Raw genomic sequence first — 16,422 nt, 5'->3', positions numbered from 1 at the left:
CACTCGGCGCTCTCCACGCCCCAGAAACAAAAAAGGCTTATCAATCGATAAGCCTTTTTAACAACTGCCGCATATGCCCGGCAGTGACCCACCTAAAACACAAAATACCCCACCGTCACCATCGAGCCGCAGGCAACCAGGCCGAGAATCAGCAACAAGCGGCTGACACCGGAGCGTTCGCGTTTTTCGAGGAGTTGTTGGGCGTGCAGCTGTAGGTAGGATGGCGCTACGCGCAGTTTGGCGGGGCGTTGAATTCTGAGGATATTGCCACCTTCTGGCGTGGCGGCGTCGGGATCAGGTTTGGCCCTGAAGTTTTCCCATGAAGCGTTGTGGCCTTGCTGTCGGCGGCCCTCTCGCCACCACTCTCGGTCTTCCAATCCCATGATCAGCCCTCCTGGCTGGTAATGATCTTTCCACTCGATCATTCAGAGCTGCGTTGGCAGCTACGAGTTCAGTGTACAGGCGTAAACAGCGTAGCGCGCGCCGGCTGTCCGCGCTGTGATTTAAGTACCACTTACATTCTTTGTTCGGCCTGCCCCGCGCTGGCATCAACGTAGCGCCGGGCGCACAATCGCCGTTTCCACTTTGCCCTGACTGACTGCCGTGAATCCCCCTCGCCTGCCCGAAACCGCCAGCCTGCCTGCATTGACGCGGCGTTGCTGTGCCTGGCTGTTGGCGGGTGCGTTAAGCGTGGTAGCTGCGATGAGCCAGGCCGAACCGCTGGCGTTGCGTGAGCACCACCGCTGGACCAACGCCGACGATGACGGCCCCAATCAGGTCGGTGCCCTGGCGCAGACGACGGACGGTTACCTGTGGCTGGGCAGCGATGACGGCTTGCTGCGCTTCGACGGCTTCAACTTCATACGCTACCTGCCGGGTGACGACCAGCCGCTGGGTACGGTGGCCAGCCTGCTGGCGGTGGACGATGGCCTGTGGGTCGGGTTGCGGGCCGGTGGCGCGCGGCTCATCGAGGGGCCGAGGTCCCGCTACTTCGCGCCGGGCCAGGGCTTGCCGAGCGGCCCGCTGTACGGGTTCGCCCGTGATGCAGACGGGGTGATCTGGGCGGCCGCTCACGATGGCCTGGCGCGCTTCGATGGCCAGCGCTGGCACTCGGTCGGCGAGGCCGAGGGCTTTGCGGGGCATGGGGCACGCGCGGTGTTCGTCGACCGCTCGGGTGCCACATGGGCGGCAAGCAGCACGCGGCTGTACCAACGTCCAGCGGGTGCCCAGCGCTTCCAGGAAGTGCCCGGCGATCTCGACTGGGCGAGCCAGATCGCCCAGGCGGCGGATGGCACTATTTGGGTGGGCGAACGTTACGTCAATCGTCTGCACCATGTAGCGCAGCAGCGTCTGCAGAGCCAGGTGGTGGATTCGCCGATCAATGGCCTGCTGTTCGACCGCCGCGGTGGGCTGTGGGCCAGTACGCCGGGCAATGGGTTGCGCCGCTACGAAACGGCGGGCGAGCAGCTCGATGACCTGTATGAAGAGCGGCTTACCAGCGCCCAGGGGCTGAGCGCCGATTACCTGTGGCCGTTACTGGAAGACCGCGACGGCACTGTGTGGGCCGGCAGCAGCGGCGGGCTCGACCGCTTCCGCTTGCGCGAGATGACCCCTGCCCCTCTGCCGGCCGACACGCTCAACGCGGCCCTGGCAGTGAGCAGCGACGGCGCACTGTGGGCGGCAAGTAACCACCACGCACTGATGCGCCTGCACGGCAAGGCGTTGCAGCGCTGGTCGATTGCCGAACCGGTCACCAGCCTGATCGCTGGCCGCGATGGCACGGTGTGGGCCGGCGGCCCGCACGGGATCTGGCGCGGCACGCCGAGCGGCATCCAGCACCAGGCCGAGCTGCCACCAGAGGCGGCGGATGACACGTCGATCCGCGCGATGACAGTGGGCGCAGACGGCGCGCTGTGGGTGTCGATCAACCGCCTCGGTTTGTACGTGCTGCGCGGCGACAGCTGGCAGGCGCTGCCGCACCCCAGCGAGGCGCCGAGCCAGGTGATGCCGGTGAGTGCGAGCAGCGATGCCGAAGGGCGCCTGTGGTTCGGCTACCGGGACAACCTGATCGTCACTTATCAGGGTGACGAGGTTCGTCAATGGGGCGCTGCGCAGGGCCTGGACATCGGTCACGTCACCGCGCAGCTGCACCACGAGGGCGCCGACTGGGTGGGCGGCCAGCACGGCTTGGCGCGCTTCGACGGCCAGCGCTTCCAGACGCTGCAACTGCCGGATAACGGCCAGTTCGACAACCTCTATGCGATCCTGCCCGGCCACGGCGGTGACCTGTGGGTGCATGGCAAGGCGGGCATCATCCAGCTGCCGGCTGCCGAGCTGCGGCGCGCGCTGGACGAGCCGGGCTATCGCCTGCGTTACCGCTCCGTCGGCCTGGACGGCAGCCTGGCCAACGATCCTTACCGGGTGCTGCCGCTGCCCACCGCCGTGCGTGGGCAGAACGGCCGGCTGTGGTTTTCCACCAGCGCCGGGGTCAGCTGGATCGACCCGGCCAGCCAACCGCCAGCGCCGCCCGTGCCGCCGGTGGTGATCGAAGCCGTGCAGGTGGATGGCGCCCCGCAGCCGCTGACGGCACCGCTGAACCTGCCAGCGGCGACGCAACGCCTGGTGATCGACTACACGGCGCTGAACCTGCGCGCGCCGCAAAGCCTATCGTTCCGCTATCGCCTGCAGGGTTACGACCGCGACTGGATCGAGGCCGGGCGCCAGCGGCGCGCCACCTACACCGGATTGCCGGCTGGCAGCTACCGGTTCGAGGTGCAGACCTTCGACCAGAGCGGCGCAGTGCCTGCCGCGCCGACCGTGCTGGCGTTCAGTGTCGAGCCGGTGTTCTACCTGCGCCCGCTCTTCTACCTGCCGCTCGGCGCCGCGCTGCTGTTCGGGCTCTGGTGGCTGCACCGGCGCGTGGTACGCCGTGACATCCAGGGCCTGCAGTTACGGCTGCAGGCCCAGCAGGCCGAACGCGAGCGCATCGCCCGCGAACTGCACGACACGCTGCTGCAAGGACTGCAGGGCCTGATGCTGCGGTTTCAGGCGGCGGCGGACACGCTACCCGTGGAACACCCGGCACGAACACGGCTGGAGCGCGCCCTGGACCGCGCCGACGAGGTGATGAACGAAGGCCGCGAGCGGGTGCAGGCCTTGCGGCTGCCGGGCGCGCCGGGCATTGGTTTGTCCGCCGAGCTGGCGCAGTTCGGCCAGATGCTGGACGAACCCGGCCTGACCTTCGCCGTGCAGGTCAGCGGCCATAAACGGCCCTTGCATCCGTTGGTACACGACGAGGCCTACCGCATCGCCGCCGAGGCCATCGGCAATGCCGTGCGCCATGCGGTGGCGCGACGCATCGAGGTGCGCCTGGTGTATGGTGGGCGGCGCTTCCAGCTGCGTGTCGACGATGATGGCCAGGGCATTGCGCCCGACTACACCGCCGCTGAGGGCCGACCCGGGCGCTGGGGCATTCGTGGCATGCATGAGCGGGCCCACGCTATCGGCGCGCGGTTCACCGTGCAACAGCTGGTCAGCGGCGGCACCCGCGTGCAACTGGAACTTAGCGCGAGTCTGGCCTATGCCGACCGAACGAGCAGTTTCTGGCGGCGCTGGCTGGGCCCGCGCTCACCAACGGAAGACGAGGTATGAACGACACCCCCATCCGCCTGCTGGTAGTGGACGACCATGCGCTGCTGCGCGAGGGCATCGCCGCCGTGATCGAGGCCCACCCCGACATTCTGCTGGTTGGCGAAGCTGCCGATGGCCAGCAGGCCGTGGAGCGTTTCAGCGAGCTGCGCCCGGACGTGACGCTGATGGACCTGCAGATGCCTGGCGTGAGCGGTACCGAGGCGATCCAGACGATTCGCGCGCGTTACCCCGACGCCTGCATCGCCGTGCTCACCACCTACAGCGGCGATGCCCGTGCGCTCCAGGCGGTGCAGGCCGGCGCCCGCGGCTACCTGCTGAAAAGCATGCTGCGCAAGGAACTGGTCAGCGCCATTCGCACCCTCTCGGCAGGCAAGCGCTACTTTCCCGAGCCGATCGCCAGCGAGCTGTTCGAGGCCATCGCCCAGGACACCCTCACCACCCGCGAAGTCCAGGTGCTGCGCTCTGTCGCCGAGGGCCTGGGCAACGCTGATATCGCCACGCAGCTGGCGATATCCGAAGACACGGTGAAGGGCCATATGCGCAGCATCATGGACAAGCTCAAGGCACGTAACCGTACCCATGCCGTGGCCATTGCCCTGCAACGCGGCATCATCGACAGCTGGCCCCAAGGTTAAGGCCGCGTTCTTAACCTTAATTAACATTACGCAACTCGCCCCCAGCGCCCCACCCTTCAACAATCCGTATTGCCCGCGGCGCACCTGACGCCGCGCCGTTCCGCCTCCGCGGTGACGCCAGCTGCCCATACGGATATCAGCATGAATCGAGTATTGCGCGCCGCCCCCACGCTTGTCCCTGCCATCAGCCCAGCGGCGATTGGCAAGCTCATGCCCTGGCAGGAAGCGGTTGCCAAACGGCTGATGCTTGATCGGCTGGATGCCGGGATTTCGGTCGCTGAAGTGGCCGAGGCCTGCGCCATGTCGCGCAGCCACTTCACCCGCAAATTCAAGGAAAGCACCTGCCTCTCGCCTCACGTGTGGTTGCGCCAGCAGCGGGTGACGAAGGCTCGGGAGTTGTTGCTGCGGTCATCGCTGTCGCTGACCGATATCGCCATGGAGTGCGGCTTCTTCGACCAGGCGCATTTCTGCCGGGTATTCGCCAAAAGCATCGGCATGAGCCCGCTGGCTTGGAAACGTGAGCAACTGGCGCAGCAGGCAGTCGCCGATGTGCTCCACCAGGTTGCCTGCTAGGCCGCCGTGGCGCTGGGCTACTGCGCGGCGATGGTGGCCTGGCGGCCCTTCTCGGCGGCGTAGGCGCGGGTGCTGTTGAGCATGTGGTAATAGACGTTGTCGCCATCACGGCGCAGGCCGATCAGCGACAGCGAGACCAGCCGGGAAATCGAGCCGCAGCGCTCGGTGTCGCTGATCGGCAGGCGACCTAGCGCATCGCGCACATCGCTGACGGTGAAGTACTCGCCACACGCGGCCAGCCCGTGCAGGCAGCTGCGCTGGTGCTCGTCGAGCAGCGCATAGCTCCAGTCCAGCGAGGCCATCAGGCTGGACTGGCGGGCCGGCGTGCTGCGCCGGCCGAGCAGGCTCAGGTAGCCGTGGTTGTCGAGCAACGCGAGGATGCCTTCCAGGCTCTGGGCATCCAGTTGCGCAGCGGCGAGTTCGATGGCCAGCGGCAAGCCGTCGAGCCGGCGACACAACTCGACCACCCGCGGTACATCGGTTTCGCGCAACCGAAAGCCTGACTGCCGCGCCCGCGCGCGGCGGGCGAACAGCTTGATCGCCGGGTAGCGCAAGGCCGCGGCCAGGCGTAGGTGGCTGCCCATGGGCGGCGACTCCAGCGGCGCCAGCGGTTGCACGTACTCCTCGCAGGTGCGCAGTGCCTCACGGCTGGTGGCGAGAATGTGCAGCGCCGGACCGGCGTGCAGCAGCGCTTCACAGAGTACCGCGCAGGCATCGATCAGGTGCTCGCAGTTATCCAGCAGCACCAGCATGTGGCGGTCGGCCAGGGTGGCGAGCAGATGAGTCTGGGCGTCCACGTCCGTCGGCACAGCGAGGCCCAGTTCGGAGGCGAGCACGCTGGCCAGGCAGGCCGGGTCGCTGACGCGCGCTAGGTCGACGAAACGCACGCCATCACGGAAACGGCCCAACTGCTGCTGGGCCACGCGCAACGCCACGGTGGTCTTGCCGACGCCACCGGGGCCGATCAGGGTGATATGCCGACGGGCGTGCAGGCGGCGGGTCAGGTCTTCGATCAGTTTGTCGCGGCCTTCGATACGCACCGGTCGGCTCGGCAGGCTCGGTACATCGCAGGGCTGCAGCGCCACGTCGCCGGTGCGCCGGCTGACCTGCTCGACGTAGGCGACGAAGCTGTAGCCGCGCTGACGCACGTTGGTGATGTAGTCCCGCGATTGCGGGCACACGCCGAGCGCGCGGCGCAGGGCCGAGATGTGTACGCGCAGGTTGATTTCTTCGACGAAGGTCTTCGGCCAGACCTGGGAAATGATCGATTCCTTGCTGACGATCTTGCCGGCGCTTTCCACCAGCACCAGCAGGATATCCAGGGCGCGGGCGCCAATCGGCAGGGCGCGGTCGCCGTCGAGCAGCAGGCGTCGCTGCGGGTGCAGTTCGAAGCGGCCGAACCGCAGGACGCGTTCTTCGCCGTCGGTATCGAGATCGTGCATGATCGTTTCAGCATCCCGCCAAGCCAGCGCGCCGGCTCGCGGCGATACGCCGCTCCTTCCCGTGTTCAAGAGAATCATTCTCTACTGTTCCCCTGCCGGGCGACATCGCCGCGGGGGACTCGATCCGGCCATACCGGTGCGCATCACGGACAAGCGCCAACCGCTCTGGCACGGGCCTTACACCGTTTCGCGCCAGGGCACTCTGCCACTAGCCGAACTGGTGCCGGTACTGCACCGGGGTGAGCCCCAGCCGCTTGTCGAACATCTGCCGCATGTAGCGGGTACTGCCGAAGCCACTGCGAAAGGCGATGGTCTTCAACGGCAGGTCAGTGCTTTCCAGCAAGGTGCGGGCGTGGTCGATCCGCGCGTTGAGCACGAACTCCATGGGCGTCATCTGCAGATCACGGGTGAACACGCGGGCGAAGTTGCGCACGCTCATCGCCGCCAGCGCGGCCAGTTGCTCGACGCTGAACGATTCCTGGATGTTCTCCAGCACGTACTGCTGCACCCGCTCCAGCGGCGTGGCGCCCTGCCCGGTCGGTGGCAGCAGCGGGCTGAACTGGGCCTGGCCACCCTGGCGCTTGATTACCACCAGCAGCACCTTGGCGACATCCAGCGCCAGCTTCTTGCCGTGGTCGTCGGCGAGGATCGACAGCGCCAGGTCGATGCCTGCCGTTACACCGCCGGAGCTGAGCAGCTTGCCGTCCTTGGTGAACAGCTGGTCGCTTTCCAGGCAGGCCTTGGGGAAGCGCTTGGCGAGCCGATCCAGGTAATGCCAGTGCGTGGTGACGCGATGGCCATCGAGCAGGCCGGCTTCACCGAGGATGAAAGCGCCGGTGCACACTGCGCCATGGCGCCGCGACGCCACTGCGGCTTCGCGCAGCCAACCGTGCAGGTGCGGGTGATTGGCGTTGTAGGCGCCAGGGCCGCCCGGCACGAGCAGCGTGTCGTAAGCGACCGGCGCCTCGGCGGCCAGTTGATCGGCCTGCATGACGATGCCATTGGAGGCGCGCACGCTGAGCGATGTCGCCCCCAGGGTGACGATCCGGTAGTGGTCGCTCTCGGGCAGGTAGCGGTTGGCGACCGAAAACACCTCGATCGGGCCGGCCACGTCGAGCATCAGCACGTCGGTAAACAGCAGAATCGCGACGGTCTTGGTGGTCATCGGGGGTCTCGGCGCACGGATGGACACAGGCAGCGGCCCAGGCTGGGCAGCTGTCAGGTTGTAAATCGTAGCGCCGATTATCGAGGCAGGACAGCCGCAGCGGCAGACCCGCAAGGGCTGACGTGCAGCCACACTAAAGTGTTGATGGCAGGCGGCCAGGCGCCGCCAGCGCGGATCAGGTGCCCATGAAACGCAGGATCTGCTCGCGCAGCCAGCGTTCGGCGGGGTCCTGGTCCTGGGCGGCGCGCCAGACCATGGTCAGCTGCGCGGGCACAATGTCGAACGGCGGCTCCTCGATCACCAGGCCACCGCCCTGTAACAGCGCTTCGGCGGCGTAGTCCGGGATGGTAGCGATCATGTCCGAGTTGCGCAGCAGTGCGCCGAGGCCATTGAAATGCGGCACGGCCAGGGCGATCTTGCGGGTGCGGTCGAGGCGTGCCAGGTCCTGGTCGATATTGCCGCACAGGTCGCCGGACATCGACACCAGGGCATGGGGGCGCGTGCAGTAGTCGTCCAGGCTCAACGGCGGCGAACCATCGGCGGCGCGGATGACCATGGCGCGAATGTCGCGCAAGCTGCGGCACTTGGCGTTGGCCGGCAGCTGCGTGGTATAGCTGATGCCGATGGACACCTCACCCGTGGCGAGCAGGCCCGGCAGCAACAGGAAGTTGGCGTTGCGTACCACCAGCACGCAATCGGGCGCCTGTTGGCGCAGGTGGCTGAGCAGTTGGGGCAGCAGGCCGCATTCGACGTCGTCGGACATGCCGATGCGGAACACCGAGGTGCTGCTGCTCGGGTCGAAGTCGCGGACTTCGCTGATGGCCTGGGAAATGCCATCCAGGGCGGACGGCAGGCGGCGAAAGATTTCCATTGCCCGTGGCGTCGGCTCCATTTCACGGCCGTTGCGCACCAGCAGGGGATCATTGAAATAGTCGCGCAGACGGGTCAGCGAGGCGCTGATCGCCGGCTGGCCGAGAAACAGCTTTTCAGCCGTGCGCGTTAGGTTGCGCTCGTGCATCAGGCTTTCGAACACGACCAGCAGTTGCAGGTCGACTTTGCGTAGATCGTTACGGTTCAAGACGGTGCTCCGGAGCCGGCCGCGGCGGTTGAACGCTGCGGCCGGGTGGTATCACTTGCCGGCAGTCAGCGTGAAGTAGCTGGTCATCAGGTTACGGTAGTTGGGGATGTGATTGGACAACAAGGCGCCCAGGCCTTCGATGTCGTTGCGCCAGTCGCGATGCAGTTCACAGGCTACGCTGAACCAATTCATCAGCTGGGCACCGGAGGCGCTCATGCGGTTCCAGGCGGCCTGCTGCACGGTCTTGTCGAAGGTGCCGGAAGCGTCGGTCACCACGAATACGTCGAAGCCCTCGGCGATCGCCGACAGGGTCGGGAACGCCACGCAGACGTCGGTCACCACGCCGGCGATGATGATCTGCTTCTTGCCGGTAGCCTTGATCGCCTTGACGAAATCTTCGTTGTCCCAGGCGTTGATCTGGCCAGGGCGGGCGATGTACGGCGCGTCCGGGAACATCTCTTTCAGCTCGGGAACCAGCGGACCGTTCGGGCCTTGTTCGAAGCTGGTGGTGAGGATGGTCGGCAGGTTGAAGAACTTGGCGCAGGCGGCCAGGGCCAGCACGTTGTTCTTGAAGTCGCTCGGGGTGAAATCCTGCACCAGGGAAATCAGGCCAGCCTGGTGGTCGACCAGCAGAACGACGGCGTCATCTTTGTTGAGGCGCTTGTAGGGAACGGTCATGGTGAAACTCCTGTGGTTGCATGCGGGGTGTTTGATGAAGGGGTGTGCGGGCCACGCGGTGCCGGCACGCCGAGGAGGTGGCGAATGCGCACGGCCACGCCCTCGCGCTGGTACTGCCGGGCGTGGGCTTCGATGCGCTGTTCGGCGACGGTGACGCGGCCGTGGTGGCGCAGGTGCTCGAGCCATGAGGCATCGAAGAAGAATTCCTGCCAGAGGTTGGGGTTCTCGCTGTCCTGCAGCAGCCCCCAGGACAACGCGCCGTTGCGCCGGCGCATGGCGCGCACGGCCAGCATGGCCTGGCTGAAGGCCTCGGCGTTTTGCTGGGGGATGTCGTATTCCAGGGTCACCATCACCGGGCCGCGCTCGCGGTCCATATCGGCGCTGAGCACTGGCGCCGGCCAGTGCACGGAGGGCGCCAGGTCTTCAGCGTCGGTGACCGGCAGCCCAAAGCGCCAGGACAGCAGCACGCCGAGCAGGAGCATCGCCCCGCCACCGGCCAGTGCCACGGTCAGCGAATACTCGCTGGCCAGCGTCCCCCAGACGATGCCGCCCAGGGCGCTGCAGCCGAAGAACACCAGGATGTACACCGCCAGCGCGCGGGCCCGGACCCAGCTCGGCACCGAGGTTTGCGCGGCCACTTGCAGGCTCGACAGCACGGCGATCCAGGCGGCGCCGCTGATCAGCATCACCGGGATCAGCAGAGCGAATTCGCGGATGAAGGCCAGGCCGAACAACACCCCGGCATAGGCGACGCTGGCGCCTGCGACGATCACGTCACTGCGCAGGCGCTCGCGCAGCTTGGGCAGGAACATTGCCCCGGCAATGGCACCGGCGCCGACGCAGCCGAGCAGGATGCCGAAGTCGGCAGCCGTGCCCTGCAGCTCGCGGCGCACCAAGAGCGGCAGCAACGACATGCCCGCGCTGGCGCCGACGAAGAACGCCAGGGTGCGCACCAGCACCGCCTGCAGCGGTTTGGCACTGCGCGCATAGCGCACACCGAGGCGCACGGCACCGAACAGCCGCTCGGCCGGCAGAATGCTCGCCGTGGGCGTGCGCTTCCAGGCATACAGGGCGGCGATTACCGCGAAGAACGACACGGCGTTGAGGGCGAAGGTCAGCCAGGGGCCGCTGAGGCTGACCAGCACCCCGGCGATCGCTGGGCCGATGGCCCGCGCCACGTTCATGCCCAAGCTCGACAGCGCCACCGCAGCGGGCAGTTCATGCTTGCCGACCAGCTCCGGGGTGAGCGCCGACCAGGCAGGCATCATCAACGCGGTACCGATGCCCATGGCCAGCGTCAGCAACAGCAGCAGGGGCACGTTCATCAGGCCAAGCAGCGTCAGCCCGGCGAGCAGCACCGCGACCGTGGCCATCCACAGCTGCACGGTGAGGAGGTAGCGACGTTTGTCGACGATATCCGCCAGGGCGCCAGCGGGCAGCGCCAGAAAGAACATCGGCAAGGCGGCCGCCACTTGCACCATCGCCACCGCCAGCGGGCTGGCAGACAGCGAGGTCATCAGCCAGCCGGCACCCACCTCGTGCATCCAGGTGCCGATGTTGGAGGCGATGCTGGCCAGCCACAACCAGCGGAATACGCTGTTGCGCAACGGGCTCCAGGGGCTGGCGGGGTTCTGTTTGGTGACGCTTTCCATGGCTACTCTCGTAAACCGCCCAATGACGATCGGTGTTCGTTGAAAAAATGCGCGTGCCTGCGGTGGAGACGCCAGCCCCCGTAGGAGCCGGCTTGCCGGCGAAGCGATTTCAGCCGCGACGCCTGCGCGAAACCCACCAGCGCTTTCGCGGGCAAGCCCGTTCCTACAAACCCAGTAGGGTGGATGACGCCTCACCCATCCACCGGAGCCGCGATCGTGTGGTGGATGAAAAAAGCGTCGGCGACGCGCCCCGATCCACCCTACGGGGCGCACCACTACATGCCGATCGCAGTGCGATCAGGTGGAAGGCGTCAGAAGGCGAAGCACGAGCAGCCGAAGGCGCCCCAGAAGCCGGCGTAGTCGCTCACCGGCACCTTGCTCTGCCGGGCGCGCTCGTGGCTGTGGGCATGCACCGCGCAGGAACCGATGCACTGGTGCACGGTAGCCTGCAGCGGCGCCGACGGCTTCCAGTGCCCGGGCACCAAGGCGACCGGCGACCATTCCGGCAGTACCGGCAACGGTGGTGTGCCGAGCTTGTCGAACTCGCCGGCGCCATACACGACCTTGCCGCCGACCACGGTGAGTACCGACTCGAGGTGCTTGATGGCCTCTTCGCTCACGCTGAAGTAATCCGCCGAGAGCACCGCCACGTCAGCCAATTGGCCAACCTTGACCTGGCCCTTCTTGCCCTGCTCACTGGAGAACCAGGCGCTGCCCTGGGTGAACAACTGCAGCGCAACGGCGCGGGACAGGCCTTCGGGGTACAGCGCGGTGCCGCCGACAGTCTTGCCGCTGACCAGCCAGTACAGCGAGGTCCACGGGTTGTAGCTGGCCACGCGGGTGGCGTCGGTGCCGGCGCCGACCGGTACGCCTTCGGCGAGCATGCGTTTGATCGGCGGCGTGGCTTCGGCGGCCTTGGCGCCGTAGCGGTCGACGAAATACTCACCCTGAAAGGCCATGCGGTGCTGGATGGCGATACCGCCGCCCAGCGCCCTGACCCGCTCGATGTTGCGCGGGGTGATGGTCTCCGCATGGTCGAAGAACCACGGCAGGCCATTGAACGGGATGTCGCGGTTGACCTTCTCAAACACGTCGAGCATGCGCGTGATGGATTCGTCGTAGGTCGCGTGCAGGCGGAACGGCCAGCGGTGCTCGACGAGGTGACGCACCACCGGCTCCAGGTCGGCTTCCATACCGGGCGGCAGATCCGGGCGCGGTTCGAGGAAGTCCTCGAAGTCAGCGGCGGAAAAGGCCAGCATTTCACCGGCGCCGTTGTGGCGGAAGTAGTCGGTGCCCTGGCCGTAGGTAACGGTCTTGGTCCATTTCTGGAAGTCGGCCAGCTCTTCCTTGGGCTTCTGGGTGAAGAGGTTGTAGGCGATGCGCACGGTGAGCTGGTCGTTGTCGGCCAGTTGCTGGATCACCTGGTAGTCGTCCGGGTAGTTCTGGTAACCGCCACCGGCGTCGATGGCGCTGGTCAGCCCCAGGCGGTTGAGCTCGCGCATGAACTGGCGAGTCGAGTTGACCTGGTATTCCAGCGGCAGTGTCGGCCCTTTCGACAGGGTCGAATAGAGGATCATGGCGTTGGGCCGGGCGATCAGCATGCCGGTCGGTTCACCCTTGCTGTCACGCTGGATCTCGCCGCCCGGCGGGTTAGGCGTGTTCTTGTTGAAGCCCACCACGCGCAGCGCGGCGCGGTTGAGCAAGGCGCGGTCGTAGAGGTGCAGCAGGAACACCGGGGTATCGGGTGCGGCCTGGTTGATCTCGTCCAAGGTGGGCATGCGTTTTTCGGCGAACTGGAATTCGTTCCAGCCGCCCACCACGCGCACCCACTGCGGAGTCGGCGTGCGATCGGCCTGGTTCTTGAGCATGCGCAGGGCGTCGGCCAGCGATGGCACGCCTTCCCAACGCAGTTCCAAGTTGTAGTTCAGGCCACCGCGGATCAGGTGCAGGTGCGAGTCGTTGAGACCCGGAATCGCCGTGCGCTTGTTCAGGTCGATGACCTGCGTACCGGCGCCCTTGGTGGCCATCGCTTCGGCATCGCTGCCCACGGCGATGAAGCGGCCACCCTTGATGGCCACGGCGGTGGCGTGGGGGCGCTCGGGGTCGACGGTGTGGAAGGTGCCGTTAAGCAGGATCAGGTCGGCGTCGTTCATGTTCGCTCCGAATGCATAGCCGGCGCGACCGGCAAAAGGTAAGGCGGACCAGAGCGCACCAGCGGCGCCGAGCAGGCTGCCGGCAGCGACGATCTGGCGGCGCTTGGGGTCTTTGGGATCAGACGTCATGGCTGGCGCTCCAAGTGATCAGCGGGACACGAAGGCCAGCAGGTCTTCGTTGACGCGTTGCTGGTGAGTCACGGCGAAACCGTGGGGAGCACCTTCGTACACCTTCAGCTCGGCGCCCTCGATCATCTGCGCGGCAAGCTTTCCGGTGGTGGCGAACGGCACGATGGCGTCGGCGTCACCGTGGATCACCAGGGTCGGCACATCGACCTTGGCCATGTCGGCGCGGAAATCGGTTTGCGAGAAGGCCGTCACGCAGTCGATGGTGCCCTTGAGCGAGGCCAGCAAGGCGATGTTGAGGGTCTGGCTGAGCACGCCGTCGGAGACCTGCTGGCCCTTGTCGATGCCGTAGAACGGGGTGGCGAAATCGGCGAGGAACTGCGCACGGTCTTTCAGCAGGCCGTCCTTGATGCCGGTGAACACCGAGGCATCGACGCCTTCGGGGAAATCCGCCGTCTTGCCGAAGATCGGCGTGACCGCGCCGAGCAGCGCCAGCTTGGCGACCCGCGCGGTACCGTGACGGCCGATGTAGCGGCTGACGTCGCCGCCGCCCATGGAAAAGCCGACCAGGGTGACGTCATGCAGATCGAGATGCTCGATCAACTCAGCAATGTCGTCGGCGAAGGTGTCGTAATCGTAGCCCGTCCACGGCTGGCTGGAACGTCCAAAGCCGCGACGGTCGAAGGCGATGGTGCGGTAACCGCGGCTGCTCAGGTACTCCATCTGGTATTCCCACATGTCCGCGTCCAGTGGCCAGCCGTGGCTGAACAGCACGGGCTTGCCGCTGCCCCAATCCTTGAAATAGATCTCGGTGCCGTCGCGGGTCGTGAAAGTGCTCATGGGCGTGTCCTCTCGGGTATCGCAATGGATGGGGAAATCAACGGGCGCTCAGCCAGCCCGCGCAGCAGCGGGTGACCACCGGCATAATCCAGAACACCACCGGCACGACGATGCACAGGGTGATCAGCAGGTTGCTCGCTACCACTCCACCCAGGGCCGGGTACTGCTGGAACAACGGCAGCCACAATTGCGGGATGAGCATGGTCAGCGGGCAGATGACCAGATAGGTCAGTACCGCCTGCTTCCACTTCGGTGGCTGCGGCGCCTGGGCGTGTTCGGGGGTGAACCAGAACTCATGATCGCGGCTGACCTGGGTCTGGTCGCCGCCTTCGAGCAGTGGCAGTACTTCGTCGATCAGCAGGCGGCGACGGTCGGAGGCGATCCACTCATCCAGCTGCCAGCTTTCGGCGAAACGCAGAACGGTGGTGAAGGTGTCGTTCTGCCCGTCCGAGCGAATCACGTTGACGCCCAGATGGCCGTTCTGCTGCTCGGCGGCGCTCACCGCACGCTTGAGCCAGGCCTCGTAGGCCGGCACATGACCGGGGCGCACCTTGTGCTGGATGACCAGCGTTACCACGTTGCCCGGTTCGATGGCGGCCATGGATCACCGTACTCCCGTTGCGAGCACGCGGACGTATCGGGCGCGTCTGAGGCGCTGGGCAAGCAAGGATGATGAGCAGCAGAGCAGCGGCTTCAAGAAGATATTCCCGTGATCGAATCGGCGATCCACGCGGCAATGCAGGGGCCGGCGGCATAGCGATCAGCGAGCACAGGGCCGCGTTGACCGTGCAGTCACTATGCCGCCCGGGGCGGGCTATCGATTGGACGTATGTGCTGGATCGTCGCGGGCCAACGGCAGTTGGCCCCGGAAGGGCTATTCGAGCAGCAACTCGACGAGCAGGAAGGAGCCGGAAACGCTGCACAGCAGCACGCCCAGCCAGAAGAACGACGCGCCGCGCTGCACCGGTGTGTCGATCACGGCGCGCTTGGGAAACGTTGGGTCGTAGCGCACCGGCACCGGGTCGCCTTTGCGGTAGTGGCGCCAGCTGCTCATGCTGCTTTCGTGCATGTGCAGGTTGCCGTCTTCGTCGCGCCATTCGAAACGTGGGTAGCGGCTCGAGGTGTTGAGCCCCCAGTCGCTGGCGATGATCCGCCCCTGGGCCTGCTGCCAGTCACGGCTGGCCCGGCGGCGGGACAAGCCGATGCCCATCAGCACGGCACCGACGCAACCAAAGACCAGGGCGAGAAATACGGAAACAGGCATGACGGACTCGAACAATTAAGATCAACAATAGGCGCTTCAGGCGCAACGAAGGTTCATTGAAAACGATCACCGTTCGGCGGCCCGCAACTCGTACAGCCTCGCGCCCCAGCACAGGCGAAACGGCAGGTTGCCGCTGCACCTGAAATTTAGGTTGAGTTTTCTGCAACCTGCCCGTGTCCATAAACATGCACACGGATTAAGGAGAGTCACCATGAAAACCACGCCTACCCTCAGCGTACTGTTCGGCGCTCTACTGATGACCGGCCTCGCCCACGCCGCCGACCCGGCAAAGCAGGAGCCGGCCCGTGAGGTCTATCAAGACCAGGTATTGCAGCAACAACCTGATCAAGAAGATCCGGAAGCCAAGGACCCGATGCATATCGGTCATCTCAAGGAAGGCACGCCTGCGCCCCACAAATACTGGCGCGACGATTACGCCATCAAGGATCTGAAAAAACACGACCTGCCCGAGCCTGAAGACAAGGAACACGAGCATTGGGTAAAGATTGGCACCGACTATGTGTTGCTTAATAACAATACCGGTACCATTCAGCGCATTATCAAGGCCAAGTAACCGATAAAAGGCGTGATAGTGACGTAAAAAAGCCTCGTCAATATCGTGCAGCTGGCTATCATTCACAGACATTCTCGCCGTCTGTCAGCGCCGGTTCTTTCTCTTCTAGGGATGGATGATGAAAGCTTCAATTGATCGATCCTTCAGCCCGCCAAATGAGCTCGTTCGCGGCGTCGCGGCAATTGCCGTAGGCGCCGCGATGGCGTATGGCGGTGCTTGCCTGTTTACGGTGCTGCGCCCCATGCCGCTGCCCGCAGCGCCGACAGTAATCGAGGTGACCCCGAGCAAGGCGACCGTCAAGGCGCTGATGGTAGAGCCGCCCGCCCCTGGCGAAGATCCCTGGTGGCGCGGCGACGCCGCGTTCTGGCAAGAACAGGCGCGCCTCAACAGCGCTGCTGTGGCGCCTCAATACCGCGACCTGCAATTCGCCTGGTCCGAGCAAATGGCAGCCAATGCCAGGCAGCGTGCGCTGAAGGATCCCAGCGGTCGCGAGCCGCTCGCCATGCCTGCCAAGGAAGCGCAAACCACCGAACTGCAGATTCCTGCCCCGAGCCGCTAGCTGCAGATATGAAAAAGCCCCGGAAGTCCGGG

General features: G+C 65.7%; 15 protein-coding genes. 5 read left to right on the top strand and 10 right to left on the bottom strand.

Annotation, left to right across the window (positions count from 1 at the left end; genetic code table 11):
- Positions 1 to 92 precede the first annotated feature (92 nt).
- Complete coding sequence (locus BLS60_RS00225) at positions 93 to 425, bottom strand: hypothetical protein (protein ID WP_092363373.1); 333 nt, start codon at positions 423 to 425, stop codon at positions 93 to 95.
- Positions 426 to 603: 178 nt separating this feature from the next.
- On the opposite strand from BLS60_RS00225, the gene BLS60_RS00220 reads away from it, so the two are divergent.
- The 3 genes from BLS60_RS00220 to BLS60_RS00210 all read left to right on the top strand — a co-directional run bounded on the left by BLS60_RS00220 (position 604) and on the right by BLS60_RS00210 (position 4,859).
- Positions 604 to 3,651 (top strand): sensor histidine kinase, encoded by a 3,048-nt coding sequence (locus BLS60_RS00220; protein WP_143024559.1) that lies wholly within the window; start codon positions 604 to 606, stop codon positions 3,649 to 3,651.
- Positions 3,648 to 4,286, top strand: a complete 639-nt coding sequence (locus tag BLS60_RS00215) for a response regulator (protein ID WP_070881179.1) — start codon at positions 3,648 to 3,650, stop codon at positions 4,284 to 4,286. Before BLS60_RS00220 ends, BLS60_RS00215 begins: the two co-directional genes overlap by 4 nt.
- 141 nt (positions 4,287 to 4,427) lie before the next feature.
- Positions 4,428 to 4,859: a helix-turn-helix transcriptional regulator gene (locus BLS60_RS00210; RefSeq protein ID WP_092363367.1), complete on the top strand. Its 432-nt coding sequence runs from the start codon at positions 4,428 to 4,430 to the stop codon at positions 4,857 to 4,859.
- Between the two features lie 17 nt (positions 4,860 to 4,876).
- Here the strand turns inward: BLS60_RS00210 and BLS60_RS00205 are convergent, their stop codons facing one another.
- From BLS60_RS00205 to BLS60_RS00165, 9 genes are all read right to left on the bottom strand, one after another.
- Complete coding sequence (locus tag BLS60_RS00205) at positions 4,877 to 6,301, bottom strand: ATP-binding protein (protein WP_167357631.1); 1,425 nt, start codon at positions 6,299 to 6,301, stop codon at positions 4,877 to 4,879.
- Positions 6,302 to 6,509: 208 nt separating this feature from the next.
- Positions 6,510 to 7,466 carry a GlxA family transcriptional regulator gene (locus tag BLS60_RS00200; RefSeq protein ID WP_092363361.1) on the bottom strand — a complete coding sequence of 319 codons (957 nt, stop codon included), beginning with the start codon at positions 7,464 to 7,466 and terminating at the stop codon, positions 6,510 to 6,512.
- 175 nt (positions 7,467 to 7,641) lie between these two features.
- Positions 7,642 to 8,544: a LysR family transcriptional regulator gene (locus BLS60_RS00195; protein ID WP_092363358.1), complete on the bottom strand. Its 903-nt coding sequence runs from the start codon at positions 8,542 to 8,544 to the stop codon at positions 7,642 to 7,644.
- 51 nt (positions 8,545 to 8,595) lie between these two features.
- Complete coding sequence (gene ycaC, locus BLS60_RS00190; RefSeq protein ID WP_070881174.1) at positions 8,596 to 9,222, bottom strand: isochorismate family cysteine hydrolase YcaC; 627 nt, start codon at positions 9,220 to 9,222, stop codon at positions 8,596 to 8,598.
- Complete coding sequence (locus BLS60_RS00185; protein ID WP_092363355.1) at positions 9,219 to 10,874, bottom strand: MFS transporter; 1,656 nt, start codon at positions 10,872 to 10,874, stop codon at positions 9,219 to 9,221. Before BLS60_RS00185 ends, ycaC begins: the two co-directional genes overlap by 4 nt.
- Positions 10,875 to 11,185: 311 nt before the next feature.
- Positions 11,186 to 13,156 carry an amidohydrolase gene (locus BLS60_RS00180; protein ID WP_092363352.1) on the bottom strand — a complete coding sequence of 657 codons (1,971 nt, stop codon included), beginning with the start codon at positions 13,154 to 13,156 and terminating at the stop codon, positions 11,186 to 11,188.
- An 18-nt stretch (positions 13,157 to 13,174) separates the two neighbouring features.
- Positions 13,175 to 13,993: an alpha/beta fold hydrolase gene (locus BLS60_RS00175; protein ID WP_092363350.1), complete on the bottom strand. Its 819-nt coding sequence runs from the start codon at positions 13,991 to 13,993 to the stop codon at positions 13,175 to 13,177.
- Positions 13,994 to 14,030: 37 nt separating this feature from the next.
- The gene (locus tag BLS60_RS00170; RefSeq protein ID WP_092363347.1) at positions 14,031 to 14,594 is read right to left on the bottom strand and encodes an antibiotic biosynthesis monooxygenase; all 564 of its coding nucleotides are present in this window, start codon (positions 14,592 to 14,594) and stop codon (positions 14,031 to 14,033) included.
- Between the two features lie 273 nt (positions 14,595 to 14,867).
- Positions 14,868 to 15,257 carry a DUF3592 domain-containing protein gene (locus tag BLS60_RS00165; protein WP_070881169.1) on the bottom strand — a complete coding sequence of 130 codons (390 nt, stop codon included), beginning with the start codon at positions 15,255 to 15,257 and terminating at the stop codon, positions 14,868 to 14,870.
- Positions 15,258 to 15,468: 211 nt separating this feature from the next.
- Between BLS60_RS00165 and BLS60_RS00160 the strand changes: the two genes are divergently transcribed.
- A complete protein-coding gene (locus BLS60_RS00160) occupies positions 15,469 to 15,831 on the top strand; it encodes an RcnB family protein (RefSeq protein ID WP_070881168.1) in 363 nt (120 codons plus the stop codon).
- Positions 15,832 to 15,949: 118 nt separating this feature from the next.
- A complete protein-coding gene (locus BLS60_RS00155) occupies positions 15,950 to 16,390 on the top strand; it encodes a hypothetical protein (protein ID WP_092363344.1) in 441 nt (146 codons plus the stop codon).
- Positions 16,391 to 16,422 lie beyond the last annotated feature (32 nt).

Source organism: Phytopseudomonas seleniipraecipitans, assembly GCF_900102335.1.
GTDB lineage: Bacteria > Pseudomonadota > Gammaproteobacteria > Pseudomonadales > Pseudomonadaceae > Aquipseudomonas > Aquipseudomonas seleniipraecipitans.
This window is presented reverse-complemented; position numbering and strand designations above follow the sequence as displayed.

Excerpts from the sequence above, each read along its gene's own strand:
- BLS60_RS00185 (WP_092363355.1), bottom strand. The coding sequence starts at position 10,874 with ATGGAAAGCGTCACCAAACAGAACCCCGCCAGCCCCTGGAGCCCGTTG.
- BLS60_RS00180 (WP_092363352.1), bottom strand. The coding sequence starts at position 13,156 with ATGACGTCTGATCCCAAAGACCCCAAGCGCCGCCAGATCGTCGCTGCC.
- BLS60_RS00160 (WP_070881168.1), top strand. The coding sequence starts at position 15,469 with ATGAAAACCACGCCTACCCTCAGCGTACTGTTCGGCGCTCTACTGATG.
- BLS60_RS00200 (WP_092363361.1), bottom strand. The coding sequence starts at position 7,466 with ATGACCACCAAGACCGTCGCGATTCTGCTGTTTACCGACGTGCTGATG.
- BLS60_RS00175 (WP_092363350.1), bottom strand. The coding sequence starts at position 13,993 with ATGAGCACTTTCACGACCCGCGACGGCACCGAGATCTATTTCAAGGAT.
- BLS60_RS00170 (WP_092363347.1), bottom strand. The coding sequence starts at position 14,594 with ATGGCCGCCATCGAACCGGGCAACGTGGTAACGCTGGTCATCCAGCAC.
- BLS60_RS00210 (WP_092363367.1), top strand. The coding sequence starts at position 4,428 with ATGAATCGAGTATTGCGCGCCGCCCCCACGCTTGTCCCTGCCATCAGC.
- ycaC (WP_070881174.1), bottom strand. The coding sequence starts at position 9,222 with ATGACCGTTCCCTACAAGCGCCTCAACAAAGATGACGCCGTCGTTCTG.
- BLS60_RS00225 (WP_092363373.1), bottom strand. The coding sequence starts at position 425 with ATGATCGAGTGGAAAGATCATTACCAGCCAGGAGGGCTGATCATGGGA.
- BLS60_RS00165 (WP_070881169.1), bottom strand. The coding sequence starts at position 15,257 with ATGCCTGTTTCCGTATTTCTCGCCCTGGTCTTTGGTTGCGTCGGTGCC.
- BLS60_RS00205 (WP_167357631.1), bottom strand. The coding sequence starts at position 6,301 with ATGCACGATCTCGATACCGACGGCGAAGAACGCGTCCTGCGGTTCGGC.
- BLS60_RS00155 (WP_092363344.1), top strand. The coding sequence starts at position 15,950 with ATGAAAGCTTCAATTGATCGATCCTTCAGCCCGCCAAATGAGCTCGTT.
- BLS60_RS00215 (WP_070881179.1), top strand. The coding sequence starts at position 3,648 with ATGAACGACACCCCCATCCGCCTGCTGGTAGTGGACGACCATGCGCTG.